Origin of the sequence: Metabacillus schmidteae, assembly GCF_903166545.1 — a bacterium.
GTDB classification, from domain to species: Bacteria; Bacillota; Bacilli; order Bacillales; family Bacillaceae; genus Metabacillus; species Metabacillus schmidteae.
In genome coordinates, this window is record NZ_CAESCH010000001.1 from 2058124 (window position 1) to 2075481 (window position 17358).

The following is a 17358-nucleotide window of genomic DNA, read 5'->3' on the forward strand; positions in this document are numbered from 1 at the left end:
GAATTGGATGTCAGTCATAGAAGAACATACGACAGTTGAAGCACAAGCAATTGCAGCAAAAAAAGCGGCAAAAAAATTAAGTTTATTATCAACAGAAGAAAAAAATGAAGCACTGCATATTTTAGCTGACACGTTGGAGAAAAATACACAACGAATCCTTGACGCGAATGAGCGGGACCTACAGATGGGACGTGAAAAGGGTTATGACACAGCGTATATGGATCGTCTTGCTTTGACAAAGGAGAGAGTTTTTGACTTTGCAGAAGGATTACGCCAAGTAGCAAAATTGGAAGATCCGACTGGAAAAATTTTATCGAGCTGGACATTAGAAAATGGTTTATTAGTTGAAAAGGTGACAGTGCCTTTAGGTGTCATTGGTATGATATATGAAGCACGTCCAAATGTTACAGTTGACGCAACAGGACTTGCACTTAAATCAGGAAATTCTATTGTTCTAAAAGGCGGATCATCTGCTTTATCATCAAACAAAGCGATTGTAGAGGTTATGCATGAGGCGTTAGATGAGACAAATATCCCTAAAGAGGCTGTTCAATTTATCGCAAGTACTGATCGTGAAGCGACACAACAGCTGTTTACAATGAAGGAGCATATCGATGTGTTAATTCCGCGTGGTGGGGGTTCTCTCATTAATGCTGTTGTTAACAATGCAACTGTTCCTGTTCTTGAAACAGGTGTTGGGAACTGCCATTTATATATTGATGTTGAAGCAGATGTTGAAAAAGCATTAAATATTCTTGTTAATGCAAAAACAGACCGTCCAGCTGTATGCAATGCCTTAGAAACAGCTATTATTCATAAGGATTGGCTTGAAAAAAACAAAGACCGGTTAATTAAAACATTGAATGAACATAACATTACAGTTCATGGAGATGAAATTGTTTTATCTCACATTCCATCCGCTTTAATAGCAAATGAAGAGGATTGGGCTAATGAATATTTAAGCTTGGATCTCGCTATCAAAACAGTAGATAATGTTGAAGAAGCAATAGAGCATATCGAAACATATGGAACAAAACATTCAGAAGCGATTGTAACTGAAAATAGAGACACAGCTAAAACATTTATGAATGTAGTTGATGCATCTGCACTGTATCATAATGCTTCCACCCGTTTTACCGACGGAGGTGCGCTTGGATTTGGAGCAGAAATTGGAATCTCTACACAAAAATTACATGCACGAGGGCCAATGGGATTACCTGCGTTAACGACAGTTAAATTCCTTATGACAGGAAATGGCCAAACTAGATAATAAAAAAAGCAGGACTCTCACCTAATGAGAGAGTCCTGTTTTTTGTGGGATTTACTCTAGAATACATATTTTTATTATTGTGGTAAAAACTTATAACACATATTTAAAAAGCAGGTGTACATAATGGAGAATAAAACAAATATTCGATTGACGGCTGCTGAAATGTCAGTGTTATGGACGCAATATATAAATGATTCTGCTTCAGTGTGTGTCGTAAGTCATTTCCTTCAAAAAGTAGAAGATGAAGAAGTTCGTCCTATACTTGAATTTGCACTTACTAAATCAAAGAATAATCTTACTTTTCTAAAAGATTTTTTTCAAAAAGAGCGTTTTCCGATACCGGTTGGATTTACAAAAGAAGATGTGAATAAGGATGCTCCACGTTTATTTTCTGATACCTTTTCTCTTATATATTTGAGAAATATGTCCATTTTAGGTATGGGTGCAACGAGTGGAGCAATTGGTTTTTCAACTAGAACTGATGTCATAGCATTTTTTAAGACTGTGCTTAAAACAGCAGTTGGGTTACAAGATTTAACGAGAGACTTAATGTTAAAGCAAGGAACATACGTAAGACCTCCATATATCTCAGTACCGGATAAAGTAGACTTTGTCGGGAAACAACATTTTTTAGCTGGGTTTATGGGAGATAAAAGGCCATTAACAGCACATGAAATTACCATGTTATTTAATAATATCCAAACAAATGCAATCGGGAAAACGTTAATTATGGGGTTTGCACAAACAGCTAAAACAAAAGAAGTGAAAAATTACTTTTTAAGAGGAAAACGAATTGCTCAAAAACATATAGATATTTTCAGTGATATTTTAAAGAAAGAGGATTTGCCTGCACCGATGACATGGGATACCGCACTGACTGATACAACGGTTTCTATATTTTCAGACAAACTTATGATGTTTCATGTTTCCGCAATGATTGCTGCGGGAATTGGCAATTATGGTGCGTCTATGTCGGGTAGTCCAAGGAGAGACCTTGCACTAAGATATGCATCCTTAGTACCGGAAATTGGACTATATGCAGAAGATGGTGCAAATATTATGATTAGTCATAGTTGGCTTGAAGAACCGCCACAAACAGATGACCGAGACCAGATTATTAAAGGAAAATAATCTATTCACTAAAAGCGCCTGAAGAAAAAATCAGTCGCTTTTTATATTTTTGTTTCTACCATGAATAATAATGATAATTATTTTCAATACTATTCATAAAAAGAGACAACCCGATTGGTCGCCTCTACTAATTCATTACATATCAGATGGTTCAAATGTTTTGCAATCTGTGTCACTACTTGTAGAAGCGTTCTTTTCTTTATGGTTCACGACATAAATTTGAGTAGCTCCACATTTGTTTTCGTTGTTAATATTATGAACGCAACTGCTAACTTCACATAATACATCTTGTGCCATTTTAAAACACCTCCCTCATTATTAGGATAAGCAAATTTACGGTTTCCTATTCACTGATAAGAGGTGTTTTGTATTTGAGATTCTATTTTTCTGAAAACTTTTATTATTTAAAGTATTGACTCGATTAATTATATGTAATATTATATATCATATTGATGTTAGAAAACCTAACAAACAAGGTGGTATAAAATGAAAAAGATTGAAGCCATTATTCGCCCGCAAAAACCATTAAAGGGTTGAAAAATATAGGGATTACAGGTTTTACTGTGTCACAGGTTGTAGGAAGAGGAAAACAGAGAGATACGAAGGGGGTATATCGAGGAAAAAACTATAATGTAACACTTCATCCTAAAATAAAACTTGAAATCGTTTTATCAGACCATATGGTGGAAACCACTATAAAAACGATCATTGAGACTGCACAAACAGGAGAAGATGGTGACGGAAAGATATATGTGCATCCTATCCTGGAAGCTTATAACATTCGTAATGGTGAACCTGATATGTCTATCGATGATTTAACTGTGCCGGATGGTTTGTCAAGGGAGGGGATGTAACAATGGAACTTATCCATTTAAATACTGTTTGGGTTGTCATTGCTGCAGCTATGGTCCTGTTTATGGAGGGTGGCTTCAGCTTATTAGAAGCAGGATTAGTTCGAACAAAAAACGCAGTAAATGTAACGATGAAAATTTTTGTTGATCTAACGATTGGAGCTTTAGCATTTTGGGTAATCGGCTTTGCGATTATGTTCGGTGATAGTGCTTTTGGCTTTTTTGGAACAAGCCTTTTTGGTAGTCCGCAAAATATAGACTTAGGTCTTGAACTGCCAAGTGAGGCTTTTGTTCTCTTTCAAATGGGCTTTGCTGTAGCGTGTATTTCCATTATTTCTGGTGCGGTTGCAGAGAGAATGAACTTTAAAGCCTATATACTTACTGCAGCGCTCATTACATTAATTATTTACCCTCTTTCAGGTCACTGGATTTGGAATGGAGATGGCTGGTTAGCTCAGCTTGGAATGAAGGACTTTGCCGGATCAGCAGCCATCCATGCTGTTGGCGGCTTTGCTGCTTTAGCGATGGCTAAGATGCTTGGTGCTCGTAAAGGAAGATTTAATTCTGACGGAAGTGTGAATGTTTTTGCGCCTAGTAATATTCCATTAGCATCAAGTGGAGCATTTATATTATGGTTCGGTTGGTTTGCCTTTAATAGTGGTAGTACTTTAGATGCCTCAAATGCTTCCTTGGCATCTATTGCTGTAAACACAATGCTTGCAGGAGCGAGTGGAGGAACAGTCACATTATTGCTAACAATGAAAAAGTTTGGTAAGGCAGATCCGAGTATGACGATTAATGGAGTCTTGTCAGGCTTAGTAGCAATTACGGCAGGATGTGCATTTGTTGACCAGTGGAGTGCTATAATCATTGGAGGAATTTCCGGTGTCATTGTTATTTATGCAACCCTTTTAATTGATCATATGAAAATTGATGATCCGGTTGGTGCGGTTGCAGTTCATGGATTTAATGGGTTATTTGGGACAATAGCTGTTGGATTGTTTGATACATCGGCAGGGCTATTTACAACTGGGGAGGCGTCCTTATTCAGTGTCCAACTCTTAGGAGCACTTGTGGCTGCTGCTTGGGGATTAGTTGGTGGAGCTGCAATTGCTAAAATTGCACAAGTAACAGTTGGTTTACGTGCAACAGAAGAGGAAGAGGAGGAAGGCCTGGATATGTCCTACCACGGTATTCCTGCGTATAATGAGTTGGAACGCTTTACAGATTTACCAACCAGCCTATACAATTTTGAAGAAACAACAGGTATTACAGTTGCAAGAGCTGAGCAAAAAAATGTTGTCGGATCATAAAAAGAAAGCGAACCAGAAATGGTTCGCTTTCTTTTTATATAATGTTACTTAATAACAACTGAAAACATTAACCCAAGATATGTCGAAATGATAAAAGCAATACCGAAGCTTAATGCAATTATAGGTGAGATTTTTTTATAGAAGCTAACTATCATCATCGAAATGAACAATAAAGCAACAATAAACAACAAAGTTGATTGTAACGCGAAATTAAATTGGACGCTAAATGGTGCCTCAATATTTTGTCCTACTAAAGGTTCTATCCACAATGCCGGTCCTTCTTGTAGAAGTGTTGCATTAACTTGATGTGGAGGAGGGAGTGTCCCTAAAACTCCGGTAATAAAAAACACAATCATTAAGATAAATGTCTCAGCTTGAACCCATTTAACTGGATTAAATTGTTCATCTTGCTTGGTTTTGCGAGAAAGAAATCCATTGATTAATCCAAAGGCAAGAATAGGTAAAATGCTAATATGCTTAAGTAAGAGCATTTGTCCATACGATAGAACCCATGAATTTGCATAATCGCGAGGTTCAATTATAAATAACATTAAACTAATTCCTGATATTGTTAATATGATAACTAACCCGATAGATAATGGGGTGAACCATCGTAGAAATGAGTGCCAATTATCAATTCTTTTCGCTAACCAGCTAACATGAAGTAGTACACCAAACCATAGGGTGATTGTTAAAAAATGGATGGAATGTGAAAGTAAGCCAGGTAGAGCATCGAGTGTTGCTGCATGACTTGCATAACCAACTGACAAGATCATGATTATGATTAGAAATGCCTGGAGATATTTTGGACCTTCTACATAAATCGTCATCCATAATAAAACTGCGAAAAAACTTCCATAAAGCCAGGCGATTCCTACTTGAAACTCAGTTAAAATTGAATAGGCTGTTAAACTAAATAATCCATCTTCTGAAAAGAAAGAGATTACCTGAACAACCGGAAGAAAAGTTAACACAATTATACCTAAAACACTTAATAATAAGCTTTGTTTTGAGACTCGGGTATCAGGTTTGTATGAAAGAGGTATAAATTGTAAGAAAATATGCCCGACTAAATAAGAAAAAAGCATATATGTTGCATACTCTGTTATTGGAATTAATTGACTCATATGTTACCTCTTTTTACGAAATATAACCCAAATTCCGCCAGCTAAAAAGACGATAAGAACAATGACTGAAACTGTAGCGAATGTTGATGTATTTGAATTTTCGTTTAAACTTTCTTCGCTATCCTGAGGTTCTTCAGTTTGGTTCACTTCTTGCTCTGTTGCATTTTCAGGTGCTTTTTCGAGTGTTTCACTTTCTGTTACTTCTTTGTTATCGGTATCAGTATGTGCTTCTTCAGTTTTTTGGATTTCTACAGTAAATGGAATATCTCCTGTCATGGCATGTCCATCTTTTGCGGCAATCTTCCAAGTCAAAACATATTTTCCATTAGAAAGCGGAGTGGAAACAGTACCGATAATCTCATCTTCATTAACTGTAATGGAATCGATAGTGATTTCTTGATCGTCTTGAGTTAAAACAAGTGTACTTTGTTTTTCGATTTCACCAGCAAATTCAACTTTTAGTTCAGTTAATTCTTCTGTAACCACTTGACCTTCTTTAGGATTGGAGTTTGATAAGGTAGTGTGGGCAGAAACCATTAGTGGAAACATCCAAAGAATGCAAATAAGTAATAAAAACTTCTTCATCATATCATCCTTCACATAAAAAATAAGTATGTAAGAAAAGTGTTTGAGTATGGTCAATAAGGGATGAGCACTTTTACACTTTACATTTTAACATTAATGTACTTCTTTATTCATAATGATTTCTAACAAATTAGCAAACAAAATGTGTTGATTCTGCGATTCGGGATAAAAAAATGAATTTTTTTTAGTAACTGTGCATTCGCCCTTACAGACAAGTACCTATATACATAATGTATTAGTACAACGAAAGGGAGGTGTTATAAATGAGTGGTGCAACTCCAGGTTATGGCTACGGTGGTGGCTTTGCTTTGATTGTTGTGTTATTCATCCTACTAATAATTGTAGGCTCTGCTTACGTTGTATACTAGTTTGCTGTTAATGTAAATTATCATAAAGGAGGAATTTTTATGTACGGATATGGTGGTTATGGTCATTGTGGATATGGATATGGTGGATATGGCTATGGTAAAGGATTCGCGTTAATCGTTGTATTGTTCATTCTATTGATTATCGTTGGTGCTGCTTGGTTATAAGATAACCGAGAGATAAGGGCCTGATTTCTCAGGTCCTTTTTCTATTATGAAGTCTTTTTCTCGTCCTCGTGAACAGCAATTAATGATTTCCGTTTAATCCAGTATTGGAAACTATCCTTTGGAAAAACACCTCTTCTTTTTGAGTTATTCATTTGGATAACAACACTTTCATCAGAGATTTCAAGAATCTTTAACCTATCCGAATTACTAATATTAGGTAGGAAATTTCCGCTTAATTTAAACTCCATATTATGATGTAAGTCCATATTTATAGCTCCTTTTTACATGTAATAAAAACTATTCATAATGTTTCCCTTAACTAGGAAAATTATCCTAATGATTTAATTGTGAAATAAATAGGGTATTAGAATAATTTGTTTCTTTCCCGAACTAAGTTACAATATAATTCAATATGATGATTATAAAAAGGAGATAAGTTCATGAAAGAAACACTGCAGTTAATAAAGCAATTAGTGGAAATTCCAAGCCCTTCTGGAAATACGGAAAAAGTTATTTCTTTTGTAGAATCGTATCTTAAGGACTTTCAGGTGAAAATGAAAAGAAATCACAAAGGTGGATTGATTGTCACGATCCCAGGAAAAAACAATAACTATCACAGGATGCTTACTGCTCATGTTGATACCTTAGGGGCAATTGTGAAGGATATAAAATCAAACGGAAGGTTAATGATCGACCTTATCGGAGGATTTAATTATAACTCAATTGAAGGTGAATATTGTCAGATTGAAACATCAAATGGTCAAGTTTTCACTGGGACAATTTTAATGCACCAAACATCCGTCCATGTATATAAGGATGCTGGGAAGCTTGAGAGAAATCAAAAAAATATGGAAGTTAGAATAGATGAAATTGTACATAATGCGGAAGATGTGCGCAAATTGGGGATAGAGGTTGGAGATTTTATTTCTTTTAATTCTCGCGCAGAGATTACCACAAGTGGATTTATTAAATCTCGTCACTTAGATGATAAGGCAAGTGTTGCTTTATTGTTAAACTTGATCAAAAAAATCTCATCCGAATCTTTAGATCTCCCATATACGACACATTTTCTCATTTCGAACAATGAGGAAATAGGGTATGGAGGTAACTCGAATATTCCTAATGAAACGGTTGAGTATTTAGCAGTAGACATGGGGGCGATAGGTGACGGGCAATCTACAGACGAATATACTGTATCAATCTGTGCAAAAGACTCAAGTGGACCATATCACTATGGGTTAAGAAAAAAACTAGTAGAGCTTGCAAAACAACATGATATTAACTATAAAGTGGATTTATATCCATATTATGGATCAGATGCTTCAGCAGCTATCCGCGCCGGCCATGATCTTGTACACGGGTTGATTGGCCCGGGGATTGATGCCTCTCATGCTTTTGAAAGAACACACACTTCTTCATTAGAGAATACGGCAAAACTTCTTTATTACTATGTACAATCAGAGATGACTGTATAAGTAAGGGGAAACACCTATTTTACACAATAAGATTAAATTCTGGACATTAACTTGTAAGTAAGGAATGTTCCTCCTAAAAGCAGAGCTGATAATAATATAACAATACCAATTCCAATCTCATCTATTAATGTTAAAAGATAGAGAATTAATATAATATCCGTGATAACTGAACCGATAAGAAGTACTTTGGGAGATTTCATACATAATTAGCTCCTTTAAATATAAGTTTGTGTAGTACCATTATAAACGACTTAATGAGGTAAAATAAAACAGAGTCTTATAGACTCTGTTCAGTTTGTAGACAAAGTAAAAATCGCTAGCCCTTCAGACTGATTGCTAACGCTTGCTTTCGAGGCACGAAGCCTTGTGAGGAGCGGAGTTACCGGGGTTGGTAATGAGCACCGCAGCAAGGTGAGTAACGAAGAAAGCGAGCGTTTGTCAACAGTCTGAACAGAGTCTTATAGACTCTGTTTATTTTATATAAGCAATAATTCCCTCATTATCATCTAAAACAAGTTCAATTGCGGCTGAAAATGGGTCGATGTTCATTTCGTTTTCGAGCCAAAATCTTAATGCTTCGATCATATTAGCGGTAATTAAAATCTGCTTGCGATCATTAATATAGGCTTCAGCAGAAAAACCATATTCATCATCATACATTAACTCGATTTCAACCTCTTGTGGTTTAATTTGCCGCTTGTACGCAATGTGTAAGCAGAGTGCATTAACAATGTCTTGTTCAGAAACTTTTATTTGCCCCATGCTTCTTCTTCCTTATCTTTACGCTTTTTCATAAAGTAAGTGAAAGCCTTACGAATAATCATAATCACAACGAAAATAGCAATAACGTTGATGAATAAACCGATAATGGAACCTAAAACTCCAAGATTCGATAATAATCCTCCTAGTAATAAACCAGCTAGACCACCTAAAAATAATCCTTTCATGATACCGCCAGTTTTAGACTTTGTTGTTGTGCTTTTTGTTGTAGAAGATTTTTGTTGTGAATCCTCTTTTTTAAACAAAGAAGGACTATTCGAATTTGTATTTGAATTAAACGATTTTTTTCCTGATTTATAGCCTTTTGCCTGTACAGTTGAAACATGGTCTCCTAACATAAAGCCGCCAACAGGTGTGAGAAGTAAAGTTAGTGCTAACAAACTTGAAAATAATTTCTTTAACATGTGTATGGTTTCCTCCTAAGTAGTAATAGCATCATTTTTTTGTGATAGTAGTAATACGAATATGATATACGAAGGTTTCATTTTTGAAAAGTTTTTTTAATAGACCTTCCACTTAAAAAAATAGATCATTTTGATTCAGTAGAAGACATAAACTGATTCAAAATGATCCATTTCTTTTTTAACGATTTGATACCCATATGATTTCGCCTGATTTGTCTTCGACATTTACTTTTACATGGAAATCATTTTTCTTGTAAAAATGAGCGAGTCTGTCGACATGATCCCAATCTCTTTCAGCGATATCACCAGTGATTTTTGGTATGTTTTGTTCAATTGCCAGATCTTTTAAATAATCCATACAGATAGAACCGTAGCCTTTATTTGCGGGGCCTTTTATATCACCAATGTGAATGGTGCTTTCATCTGCATATGTTGCCTGAATCGAAAAATCCCATATTCCTTTGTAGGATGTTTCACAATCACATAACATAATTTTACATGATTGATCGTCTTCTGGTGTATATACAATCACAAGCTTTTCATCCTTTGCTTGGTCAACACCTAATACTCTACTTTTTTTCGCTATCTCTTTTAAATTATCTTGTAAGCGAAACACCTGAAACTCCAGATCCTCTAATTCTTCCTTTAATTCCTCTGGATTGTTAGAACGATGATCGGCTTCAAGCAGTTTATACATTTCCTCCACTCCTCTCACATACCCGTAGATATCCTATCTTTATTCAAAAATCCTATAAGTGCTAATAACAAACAGTGAAATATTATAAAGGGTAATTTGGAAAAAATCAAGGTATATAAAAGGAGAAAATGAAAAAGAAGCAAGTCTAAATGACTGCCTCTTTTATACTTCAATTATTATTGGGAGAATCATTGGCTTTCTTTTCGTGTGTTTATAGAGGTATTGGCCAAGAGTTTTTCTTATGTTCTGTTTCATCACATTCCACTGATGCACACGTTCCTTTTGAAAATCCTTCATAATTTTTTCGACTTGACGATTGACATCCCGTAATAATGATTCAGAATCTCTGGCATAAACAAATCCTCTTGAAATCGTGTCCGGGCCGGAAATGATACTTCGATCTGTTTTGTTAAGTGTAACAACGATCACCAACATTCCATCCTCTGAAAGTTGTTTGCGGTCACGTAAAATAATGTCACCCACATCCCCAACACCTATACCGTCAACATAAGTATTACCTGCTGTCACCTTTCTTGTTTGTTGTGCTTGCTGATCAGCAATGTCGACAACATCCCCCAAGTTAATAATGAAGGTGTGACCTTTTTCTACTCCTACAGATTCAGCTAATAGTTGGTGTTGATGCAGCATTCGGTATTCGCCATGGATAGGAATAAAATATTTCGGCATCATCAATGTCAGCATGAGTTTTAGGTCCTCTTGATATCCATGACCTGACACATGCATACCTGTGGAGCTGCCTGAGCCGTATATGACTATTGCTCCCAAAGAAAATAAATTGTCAATTATACGTGATACATTTCGTTCGTTTCCTGGAATTGGAGATGCCGCTAAAATGACAGTATCACCAGCGAGTATTTCTGCATCACGGTAATTTGCGCTTGAAAGACGTGCAAGAGCGGCCATGGGCTCACCTTGACTTCCTGTACAAAGTATCGCCACTTTCTCAGGTTCAAGTTCATGAATTTGCTGAGGTTGGATTAACATTCCCTCCGGTATATTTAGATATCCGCGCTCCATAGCAACATCTATGACATTGACCATACTTCTACCTAATAATGCCAGCTTTCGGTTTGTTTTGATCGCAGTATCAACAACTTGCTGAATCCGGTTTACATTTGATGCAAAAGTAGAAACAATAACCTTACGTCTCGCTTTCATAAAGGCCTCATCCATATGTTCACCAACCATTTGTTCAGAAGGAGTTAATCCTGATCGCTCTGCATTTGTACTTTCAGATAAGAGGACGAGAACACCTTGTTTACCAATTTCAGCCATTTTGTGAATGTCTGAATGTTGGTTATTCACAGGCGTTAAGTCAAACTTGAAATCACCAGTGTGAACTACATTTCCTTCAGGTGTGTGAAACACTATTCCCAAGCAATCTGGAATACTGTGATTTGTTTTGAAAAAACTTAGATTTATTTTCTCGAAAGTAATTAGTGACTCAGAATCAATCTGAATTAGTTCTGTGTCTCTTATAAGGTTATGCTCCATCAGTTTTAATTCAATTAACCCTAATGTGAAACGTGTTCCATATATAGGAACATTTAGTTTTTTTAGAAAGTAAGGGATACCACCGATATGATCTTCATGACCATGTGTTACAATAAGAGCTTTAATTTTATCCTTATTTTCTTCTAAATAAGTGAGATCAGGGATAATCAAATCAATTCCTAATAAACTCTCATCAGGAAATTTCCCTCCACAATCTATGACAAAAATTTCGTTTGAATATTGGACAATATACATATTTTTTCCGATTTCGTTAACTCCGCCTAAGGCGAATATAGAAAGTTGATCCTTAGTGGTCATCATATGAACTCCTTTAGAATAATTTTTATAGGTCATTTGAAATTTCATTCTCTGGTGGTTCAATCTTTGGCTTTATTAGTAGTTGTGCCTCTATAATATATCGTTGCGGCGCAGGACCGATAAAGGTAAAAGGATAACAAGTTGTAAGAGTTAATGTCCTCGTTGGTTTTGGGACAATAACAGTTTTGTCATCCTTGTCAACGATTCGGATTTTCTTGATTTTATAAATAAATGTTTTATTATTAAGGGTTACGATTAAGGAATCTCCAATATTTAAGCGATCAAGTCCTTGAAAAAAAGTATCACGGTGACCAGCTAATACTGCATTACTTTGTTGACCGGGTAAAGGTGTGGAAGGAATATGACCAATTCCTTTTTTTAATGTTTCTTCTTCTACTCCTTCGAAAATTGGTAGAGTTTTCTCAAGTTTAGGAATAGAAAGAATACCAATTCTTTCTCCTTCTTGAATAGGGACAGAGGTCATGGTATGTAATGCTTCACCTGTCTTGGGTGTTGAATAGGGTGCATTAACCTCTACCTCTAAATCAGTAGTAAGAGAAACATTTGCTAACCAATAGGATTGATAGATAATGAAAAAACTGCCAACAGTTATAAGTAAATAGGATAGGATTGAAATAAAACGGGTGATCATTTACTTCACCTGTCTGACTTTTTTTGAATACAAGAAACCAACAACACCGATTCCCAGCATAATGAAACCGATTAACAAGTTTATCCAAGTAGAAGACGCAGTATCTGGTAGTCGATTATGCAGCATATTGGTTAATTCCCCTGCTAAATCTCCTAACTCAGCAAATTCAATCCCTGATTCAATAAAAAATTCTGAACTAAGCATATCTTCAGATAATCGCATATCTAAAATAAGATCACCTTGAAGACTATAGAGAGCGATGAGCAGGTTATTATTGTACAATTCGTCCATATTTATTAATTGCTTAAAAGTTACTATAGTTTCCACGTTGTTGTTATCTATTAGCGTAAATTGTGCTTTAAGATTCAAAGCTTCCATGATTTCTTGAAAGATGCTAATCAATTCATCTTGCTGTGCTTCTGATAATTCTGCCATATCGTCCATCATTAAGTAAGGATCTAAGCGTGACATAATATTTTCCATCTGTTGTTCCATCTTTTTCTCATCTAGCTCCATAAAATGGGTAAACAGAGCATCTACTTCTTCCTCAGTTAGGCCTATTAAAGATAAAAATTCCTCGATTTCAGCCATTTCACCTTCATGATCTAAGTAAAAATTTAAGGCAACATCCAGATCTTCTATAAAGTAATAATCCTCAAGTGTTTCACCGAATTCTGCCAATACAAGATCCATTTCTTGTCTAGTGATCTCGTATTGTTGTAAAAGTCCTGCCAAATTTTCTGGAGTAATTGGTGTCCCAAGGACCATGCGTAAATCTTCACCAGTTTCAAAATCATCAAGGGTTAACTCGTAATAGTCAAGGTACTCAATCAGTTGTTGCTCTGTCCAATTAATTTCAGTGAGAATTTGGTTTACTTCTTGTTGTGGTGGTGCGGCTTTTACTGATTGATATCCAAAACTAAGAAAGATGATAAAAACCATCAAAAATTTTTTCATATAATTTCCCTCCAACTATAGATAATGGTAGTATGTGTTAGCCTTGAACGGATCTATTCATAAAATAGGAATAATTGTAAAGGAATTACAATCATGAGTATGTTTTTCCATTTTTGACAAAGGATAATTCTAAGATAGATCAAGTGGGGAGTTTCAACTATGAATAGATCTAAAGAAAAAATCAAAGCACAAATAAAAAATGAATTTCATGGTTCTCCTGATTTGGTGGACCAAAAACTTGAAGCATATGGAAATGTATGTGAATTATGTTATATAAGCAGTGTTAGTGATAGTGAAAAAATTCAAAGGGATCTTTATATACCTTTCTTTGAATTAAGACATAAAGAGGGGTATGAAAACCACTTATTATCTCTTGCTGGAATACGACAAGTGGAGGAAAAGGACCAGCCTGAGGAACTTTTATTAAGAGGGTCAGTCCTAATTTTTTTTAACAATCTTATTTTAAGGCTTGATGTTAAGGGATTTGTAAACAAATCGATACCGGACACATCTATTGAAACTACTATACAAGGGCCGCAAACAGGTTTAAGTGAAGACTTGGAAACCAATCTAAATATTATTAGGCATAGATATCATCAATCATCTCTCACTATTGAAGATAGAGTAGTTGGTAATAAATCCCAGTCGGGACTAAAGCTTCTTTACGACGCAAAAGTAGTAGATGGTGAAGTTTTGAAAGAACTATATGAAAGACTGTCTGAAATTGATAAAGATGTTATTCAATCTGTTTCACAATTATCAAGATTAATAACAAGTCATAAGTCTTTTTTGTTTCCGACTATTGTTATCACTGAACGCCCGGACCGTATATCTGATAACCTATCGAAAGGTAAGGTTATTGTCATCATGGAAGGTACGCGATTTGCACTAGTTTTACCGTCTGTTTTCTATGATTTTATGAGTTCAATGGATGATCTTTACCTACCTTCCTGGGTTGCAAAATTTTTAGTTATTCTACGATATTTGGGGTTAGGAACAGCACTTCTTTTACCGGCAATTTATGTTGGAATAACAGCTTTTAATCCAGAACTTTTCCGAGTGCAACTGGCTTTATCAATTGCAGGGAGTAGAATGTCTGTTCCATATCCAGCCTATATGGAAGTGTTATTTATGCTCATTATGATGGAACTACTAACAGAAGCTAGTATTCGTTTACCTAAAGCAATCGGTCCAACAGCTACAACTGTTGGTGGACTTATTTTAGGACAGGCGGCAACAGAGGCGGGATTGGTAAGTAATATTATGATTATCATTGTGTCTGCAGTTGCTATTTCTAACTTCGTCATTCCTATTAATGAAATGGGCTTTGCGATGAGAGTTACAAAGTATCTGCTTCTGGCTGTTGCAACCTTAAGTGGCTTAATAGGTGTAATAATTGGTTTAATAGGGATTATTTATTATTTGGTAAGTTTAAATAGCTTTGGAAGACCTTATCTAGCATTTTTTAATGGGGAACAGTCTAAAAAATAAACCTTTCAATTTGGGTAAGATTTGACACAGATTAGGAAGTTGATAATGTCAAAAAGATTATTGTACGCAATGCTAATTTTGAATATGTTAACAAACATTGTGGCATATGTGCCGACGGTGTTAATCGAAAATCGAAGTGAAGGTTCTTTGCTAGGGATTTTGTTGGCTTTTCTGATTGGAATGTTCATTATTTACTTCTTCACAAAATATATGAGCGAATTTCCTGGGCAGGGAATACCAGAAATTCTTGAAAAATTCACACCGAAATGGTTTAGGACATTTTATTTGCTTTTTCAGGGGATTTTATGGTTTATGGCAGGTTTTGTTACGCTCATTGCATTTACACACATATCAAAACAATATATTAATCCTGAAATGGATGAGCTTGTCACTATTCTTTTATTCTTGGTTGTTATTTTTTTTGGAGCATCAAGGGATTCAAAAAAGGTGTTATATTCAATAGAAATAATCTTATTAATAAACCTCCCCTTTATTGCTTTTGTCATTTTTAAATCATATACAAACCAAGAAATTATATGGGACTCTATGCGTGTAGCCTTAACATATTATCATGAAATGCCTAGTTTTGAGACAATCTCCACAGCAACTTTTGTTTATACTGGCTATGCGAATCTTGTTATTTTTAATCGATATTTCAAAGAGGTGAAAGTTGGCTTTTTTTCGATCATCATTATAGGTCTTCTTGGTTTTTTCACCTTAATAACAACCTTTTTTATCCCAATCGGTGTACACGGGTTTGATGGTGTAGGGTCTTACACATTTCCGTGGATTGCAACAACTGAAGGTTTAAGGATTGAACTTGGTTTTATTGAACGTGTTAGTTTTCTGTTCTTAGCATTATACATCAATGTATCGATTGCAAGCGTAACGATGCATTGGCATGTAGGGATGAAACAATTAGAAGCTATTCTTCCTATCATAAAGAGAAAGGACAAAGAAATAACGCCAATAATAATTTTAGGCATTTTTTCTTTATTAGGAATGGTGAGTTTAAACCTGCTTGATGTTGAGATTATTGGTAGTGTAGCGAAGGTGTGGATGATTATTTTATTACCCGCCCAATTAATAGGTATTGTTGTGCTAAAAGTAATTTTAAAAAGAAGGGACAAGCTGGAAAAATGAAAAGATGTATATTTTTGTTCCTGTTATGTTCTATGTTCTTTTTATCAAGTTGTGGCTACAAAGACATTGACAAGAGATATTTTGTTGTTTCAATAGGTGTAGACAAGGGTCGGAATGATATGTATGATATTTCCTTAAAATTAGCAGTTCCAAGTAGCGATATAAAGACAGGAAGCAATGAATCAGAGATTCTCACTGAATCAGCGCAAACGATATCTGAAGCTGTTCGGATAATAAAAGCAAAGGTAGATAAGGAGCTGGACTTTGGACATGCCAAAATGATTATTTTTGGAGATGAGCTAGTAAAAGAAGATATAACAAATATAGTAGATTGGTTTAGCAGGAGAAGAGATATACAGGCAATTGCATGGACAGCAATTGGTCGTCCAAGCGCATTAAAGATACTTGAAGCAAAGCCTATGGGTGAAAGACTGCCTTCCAATTCGTTATTTTTAACTTTTGGCAACGCGGGAACAGAAACACCGTATATCAGTTCTGTTTATTTATATAAATTAATGTCTCTCAAGTCTGAAAGAGGAATTGATCCTATATTACCAATTATTGAAGCAGACGACCAGGATTATTCAACAAATCAGTTAGCAGTATTTTCTAGCTTAAAGCATGCTCTCACACTAGATGATGAGCAAACAAAATATTTTAATATTATCAAAAATAACTCCTCAAAAACGGAGGTTAAAGTTGAAGGAGAAAATAATGCACCATATTTTGTTTTTTCGACAGATAAAGTTCGAACAACCTATCGAATTGAGGAAAAGAACACTAAAGTCAACATCTTAATGAATATAAAAATCAGTGGAGTAGTTGAAGAGGCTTTTGATGTATTGCAGGATGAGAAGAAAAGGGAATATGAAAAGGACATCGAACTTGAAGTTTCGGATCACATAAAAAATTTGTTGAAATTATTTCAAAAGGAAAACGTTGATCCAGTTGGATTTGGACTTAGATACCGTGGATTACATACAGGTAATGAATCAACAAAAATAAATGAATGGAATTCCATCTATAAATCAGTTAATTTTAAGGTGACAACTCAAGTGGAAATGAAAAATGTTGGCATTATTAAGGATCAGGATGGATATCCAGAATAGATATATA

20 protein-coding genes and 1 pseudogene are annotated in these 17358 nt (G+C 35.3%); 10 read left to right on the forward strand and 11 right to left on the reverse strand.

The annotated features are described in order from the left end of the window. Positions 1 to 7: 7 nt before the first annotated feature. Both HWV59_RS09780 and HWV59_RS09785 read left to right on the forward strand, forming a co-directional pair. Positions 8 to 1270 carry a glutamate-5-semialdehyde dehydrogenase gene (locus HWV59_RS09780; RefSeq protein WP_175638747.1) on the forward strand — a complete coding sequence of 421 codons (1263 nt, stop codon included), beginning with the start codon at positions 8 to 10 and terminating at the stop codon, positions 1268 to 1270. 123 nt (positions 1271 to 1393) lie between these two features. Further along, complete coding sequence (locus tag HWV59_RS09785) at positions 1394 to 2401, forward strand: DUF3231 family protein (protein ID WP_175638748.1); 1008 nt, start codon at positions 1394 to 1396, stop codon at positions 2399 to 2401. A gap of 135 nt (positions 2402 to 2536) precedes the next feature. Here HWV59_RS09785 and HWV59_RS09790 read toward each other — a convergent pair whose 3' ends face one another. Beyond that, complete coding sequence (locus HWV59_RS09790; protein ID WP_078434637.1) at positions 2537 to 2698, reverse strand: DUF1540 domain-containing protein; 162 nt, start codon at positions 2696 to 2698, stop codon at positions 2537 to 2539. 189 nt (positions 2699 to 2887) lie between these two features. Between HWV59_RS09790 and HWV59_RS09795 the strand changes: the two are divergent. Both HWV59_RS09795 and HWV59_RS09800 read left to right on the forward strand, forming a co-directional pair. After that, positions 2888 to 3255 (forward strand): annotated as a pseudogene (locus HWV59_RS09795) (P-II family nitrogen regulator). A gap of 2 nt (positions 3256 to 3257) precedes the next feature. Continuing rightward, positions 3258 to 4565, forward strand: a complete 1308-nt coding sequence (locus HWV59_RS09800; RefSeq protein ID WP_175638749.1) for an ammonium transporter — start codon at positions 3258 to 3260, stop codon at positions 4563 to 4565. Positions 4566 to 4609: 44 nt separating this feature from the next. On the opposite strand, the gene HWV59_RS09805 is transcribed toward HWV59_RS09800, so the two are convergent. Beyond that, entirely contained in the window at positions 4610 to 5692 is a 1083-nt protein-coding gene (locus HWV59_RS09805; protein ID WP_175638750.1) for a copper resistance D family protein, read from the reverse strand. A gap of 3 nt (positions 5693 to 5695) precedes the next feature. Then, positions 5696 to 6277 carry a copper resistance CopC family protein gene (locus HWV59_RS09810; protein ID WP_175638751.1) on the reverse strand — a complete coding sequence of 194 codons (582 nt, stop codon included), beginning with the start codon at positions 6275 to 6277 and terminating at the stop codon, positions 5696 to 5698. Between the two features lie 263 nt (positions 6278 to 6540). Here HWV59_RS09810 and HWV59_RS09815 point away from each other — a divergent pair, with 263 nt between their 5' ends. Together HWV59_RS09815 and HWV59_RS09820 are read left to right on the forward strand one after the other, a co-directional pair. Continuing rightward, complete coding sequence (locus tag HWV59_RS09815) at positions 6541 to 6645, forward strand: YjcZ family sporulation protein (protein ID WP_078434634.1); 105 nt, start codon at positions 6541 to 6543, stop codon at positions 6643 to 6645. 39 nt (positions 6646 to 6684) lie between these two features. After that, on the forward strand, positions 6685 to 6810 hold the full coding sequence (locus tag HWV59_RS09820) for a YjcZ family sporulation protein (protein ID WP_102231886.1): 126 nt from the start codon (positions 6685 to 6687) through the stop codon (positions 6808 to 6810). A gap of 44 nt (positions 6811 to 6854) precedes the next feature. Here HWV59_RS09820 and HWV59_RS09825 read toward each other — a convergent pair whose 3' ends face one another. Continuing rightward, on the reverse strand, positions 6855 to 7076 hold the full coding sequence (locus HWV59_RS09825) for a hypothetical protein (RefSeq protein WP_175638752.1): 222 nt from the start codon (positions 7074 to 7076) through the stop codon (positions 6855 to 6857). A 174-nt stretch (positions 7077 to 7250) separates the two neighbouring features. Here HWV59_RS09825 and HWV59_RS09830 point away from each other — a divergent pair, with 174 nt between their 5' ends. After that, positions 7251 to 8285 carry a M42 family metallopeptidase gene (locus tag HWV59_RS09830; protein ID WP_175638753.1) on the forward strand — a complete coding sequence of 345 codons (1035 nt, stop codon included), beginning with the start codon at positions 7251 to 7253 and terminating at the stop codon, positions 8283 to 8285. A 32-nt stretch (positions 8286 to 8317) separates the two neighbouring features. Here the strand turns inward: HWV59_RS09830 and HWV59_RS09835 are convergent, their stop codons facing one another. From HWV59_RS09835 to HWV59_RS09865, 7 genes are all read right to left on the reverse strand, one after another. Further along, positions 8318 to 8485: a hypothetical protein gene (locus tag HWV59_RS09835; protein ID WP_175638754.1), complete on the reverse strand. Its 168-nt coding sequence runs from the start codon at positions 8483 to 8485 to the stop codon at positions 8318 to 8320. A 271-nt stretch (positions 8486 to 8756) separates the two neighbouring features. Further along, complete coding sequence (locus tag HWV59_RS09840; protein WP_175638755.1) at positions 8757 to 9047, reverse strand: YxcD family protein; 291 nt, start codon at positions 9045 to 9047, stop codon at positions 8757 to 8759. Continuing rightward, positions 9035 to 9469, reverse strand: a complete 435-nt coding sequence (locus HWV59_RS09845) for a hypothetical protein (protein WP_175638756.1) — start codon at positions 9467 to 9469, stop codon at positions 9035 to 9037. The genes HWV59_RS09840 and HWV59_RS09845 overlap by 13 nt, the downstream gene beginning before the upstream one ends. A 178-nt stretch (positions 9470 to 9647) precedes the next feature. Beyond that, a complete protein-coding gene (locus HWV59_RS09850) occupies positions 9648 to 10166 on the reverse strand; it encodes a hypothetical protein (RefSeq protein ID WP_175638757.1) in 519 nt (172 codons plus the stop codon). Between the two features lie 162 nt (positions 10167 to 10328). Continuing rightward, positions 10329 to 12002 (reverse strand): ribonuclease J, encoded by a 1674-nt coding sequence (locus tag HWV59_RS09855; RefSeq protein WP_175638758.1) that lies wholly within the window; start codon positions 12000 to 12002, stop codon positions 10329 to 10331. Positions 12003 to 12024: 22 nt separating this feature from the next. Continuing rightward, positions 12025 to 12651 carry a class D sortase gene (locus HWV59_RS09860; protein ID WP_102231879.1) on the reverse strand — a complete coding sequence of 209 codons (627 nt, stop codon included), beginning with the start codon at positions 12649 to 12651 and terminating at the stop codon, positions 12025 to 12027. Then, a complete protein-coding gene (locus HWV59_RS09865; protein ID WP_175638759.1) occupies positions 12652 to 13608 on the reverse strand; it encodes a processed acidic surface protein in 957 nt (318 codons plus the stop codon). A gap of 159 nt (positions 13609 to 13767) precedes the next feature. Here HWV59_RS09865 and HWV59_RS09870 point away from each other — a divergent pair, with 159 nt between their 5' ends. The 3 genes from HWV59_RS09870 to HWV59_RS09880 are packed head-to-tail and all read left to right on the forward strand — an operon-like array spanning position 13768 to position 17351. Continuing rightward, complete coding sequence (locus HWV59_RS09870; protein WP_102231877.1) at positions 13768 to 15099, forward strand: spore germination protein; 1332 nt, start codon at positions 13768 to 13770, stop codon at positions 15097 to 15099. A 45-nt stretch (positions 15100 to 15144) separates the two neighbouring features. After that, the gene (locus HWV59_RS09875; protein WP_175638760.1) at positions 15145 to 16242 is read left to right on the forward strand and encodes a GerAB/ArcD/ProY family transporter; all 1098 of its coding nucleotides are present in this window, start codon (positions 15145 to 15147) and stop codon (positions 16240 to 16242) included. Continuing rightward, positions 16239 to 17351 (forward strand): Ger(x)C family spore germination protein, encoded by a 1113-nt coding sequence (locus tag HWV59_RS09880; protein WP_268921761.1) that lies wholly within the window; start codon positions 16239 to 16241, stop codon positions 17349 to 17351. Before HWV59_RS09875 ends, HWV59_RS09880 begins: the two co-directional genes overlap by 4 nt. The last annotated feature ends 7 nt before the right edge of the window (positions 17352 to 17358 follow it).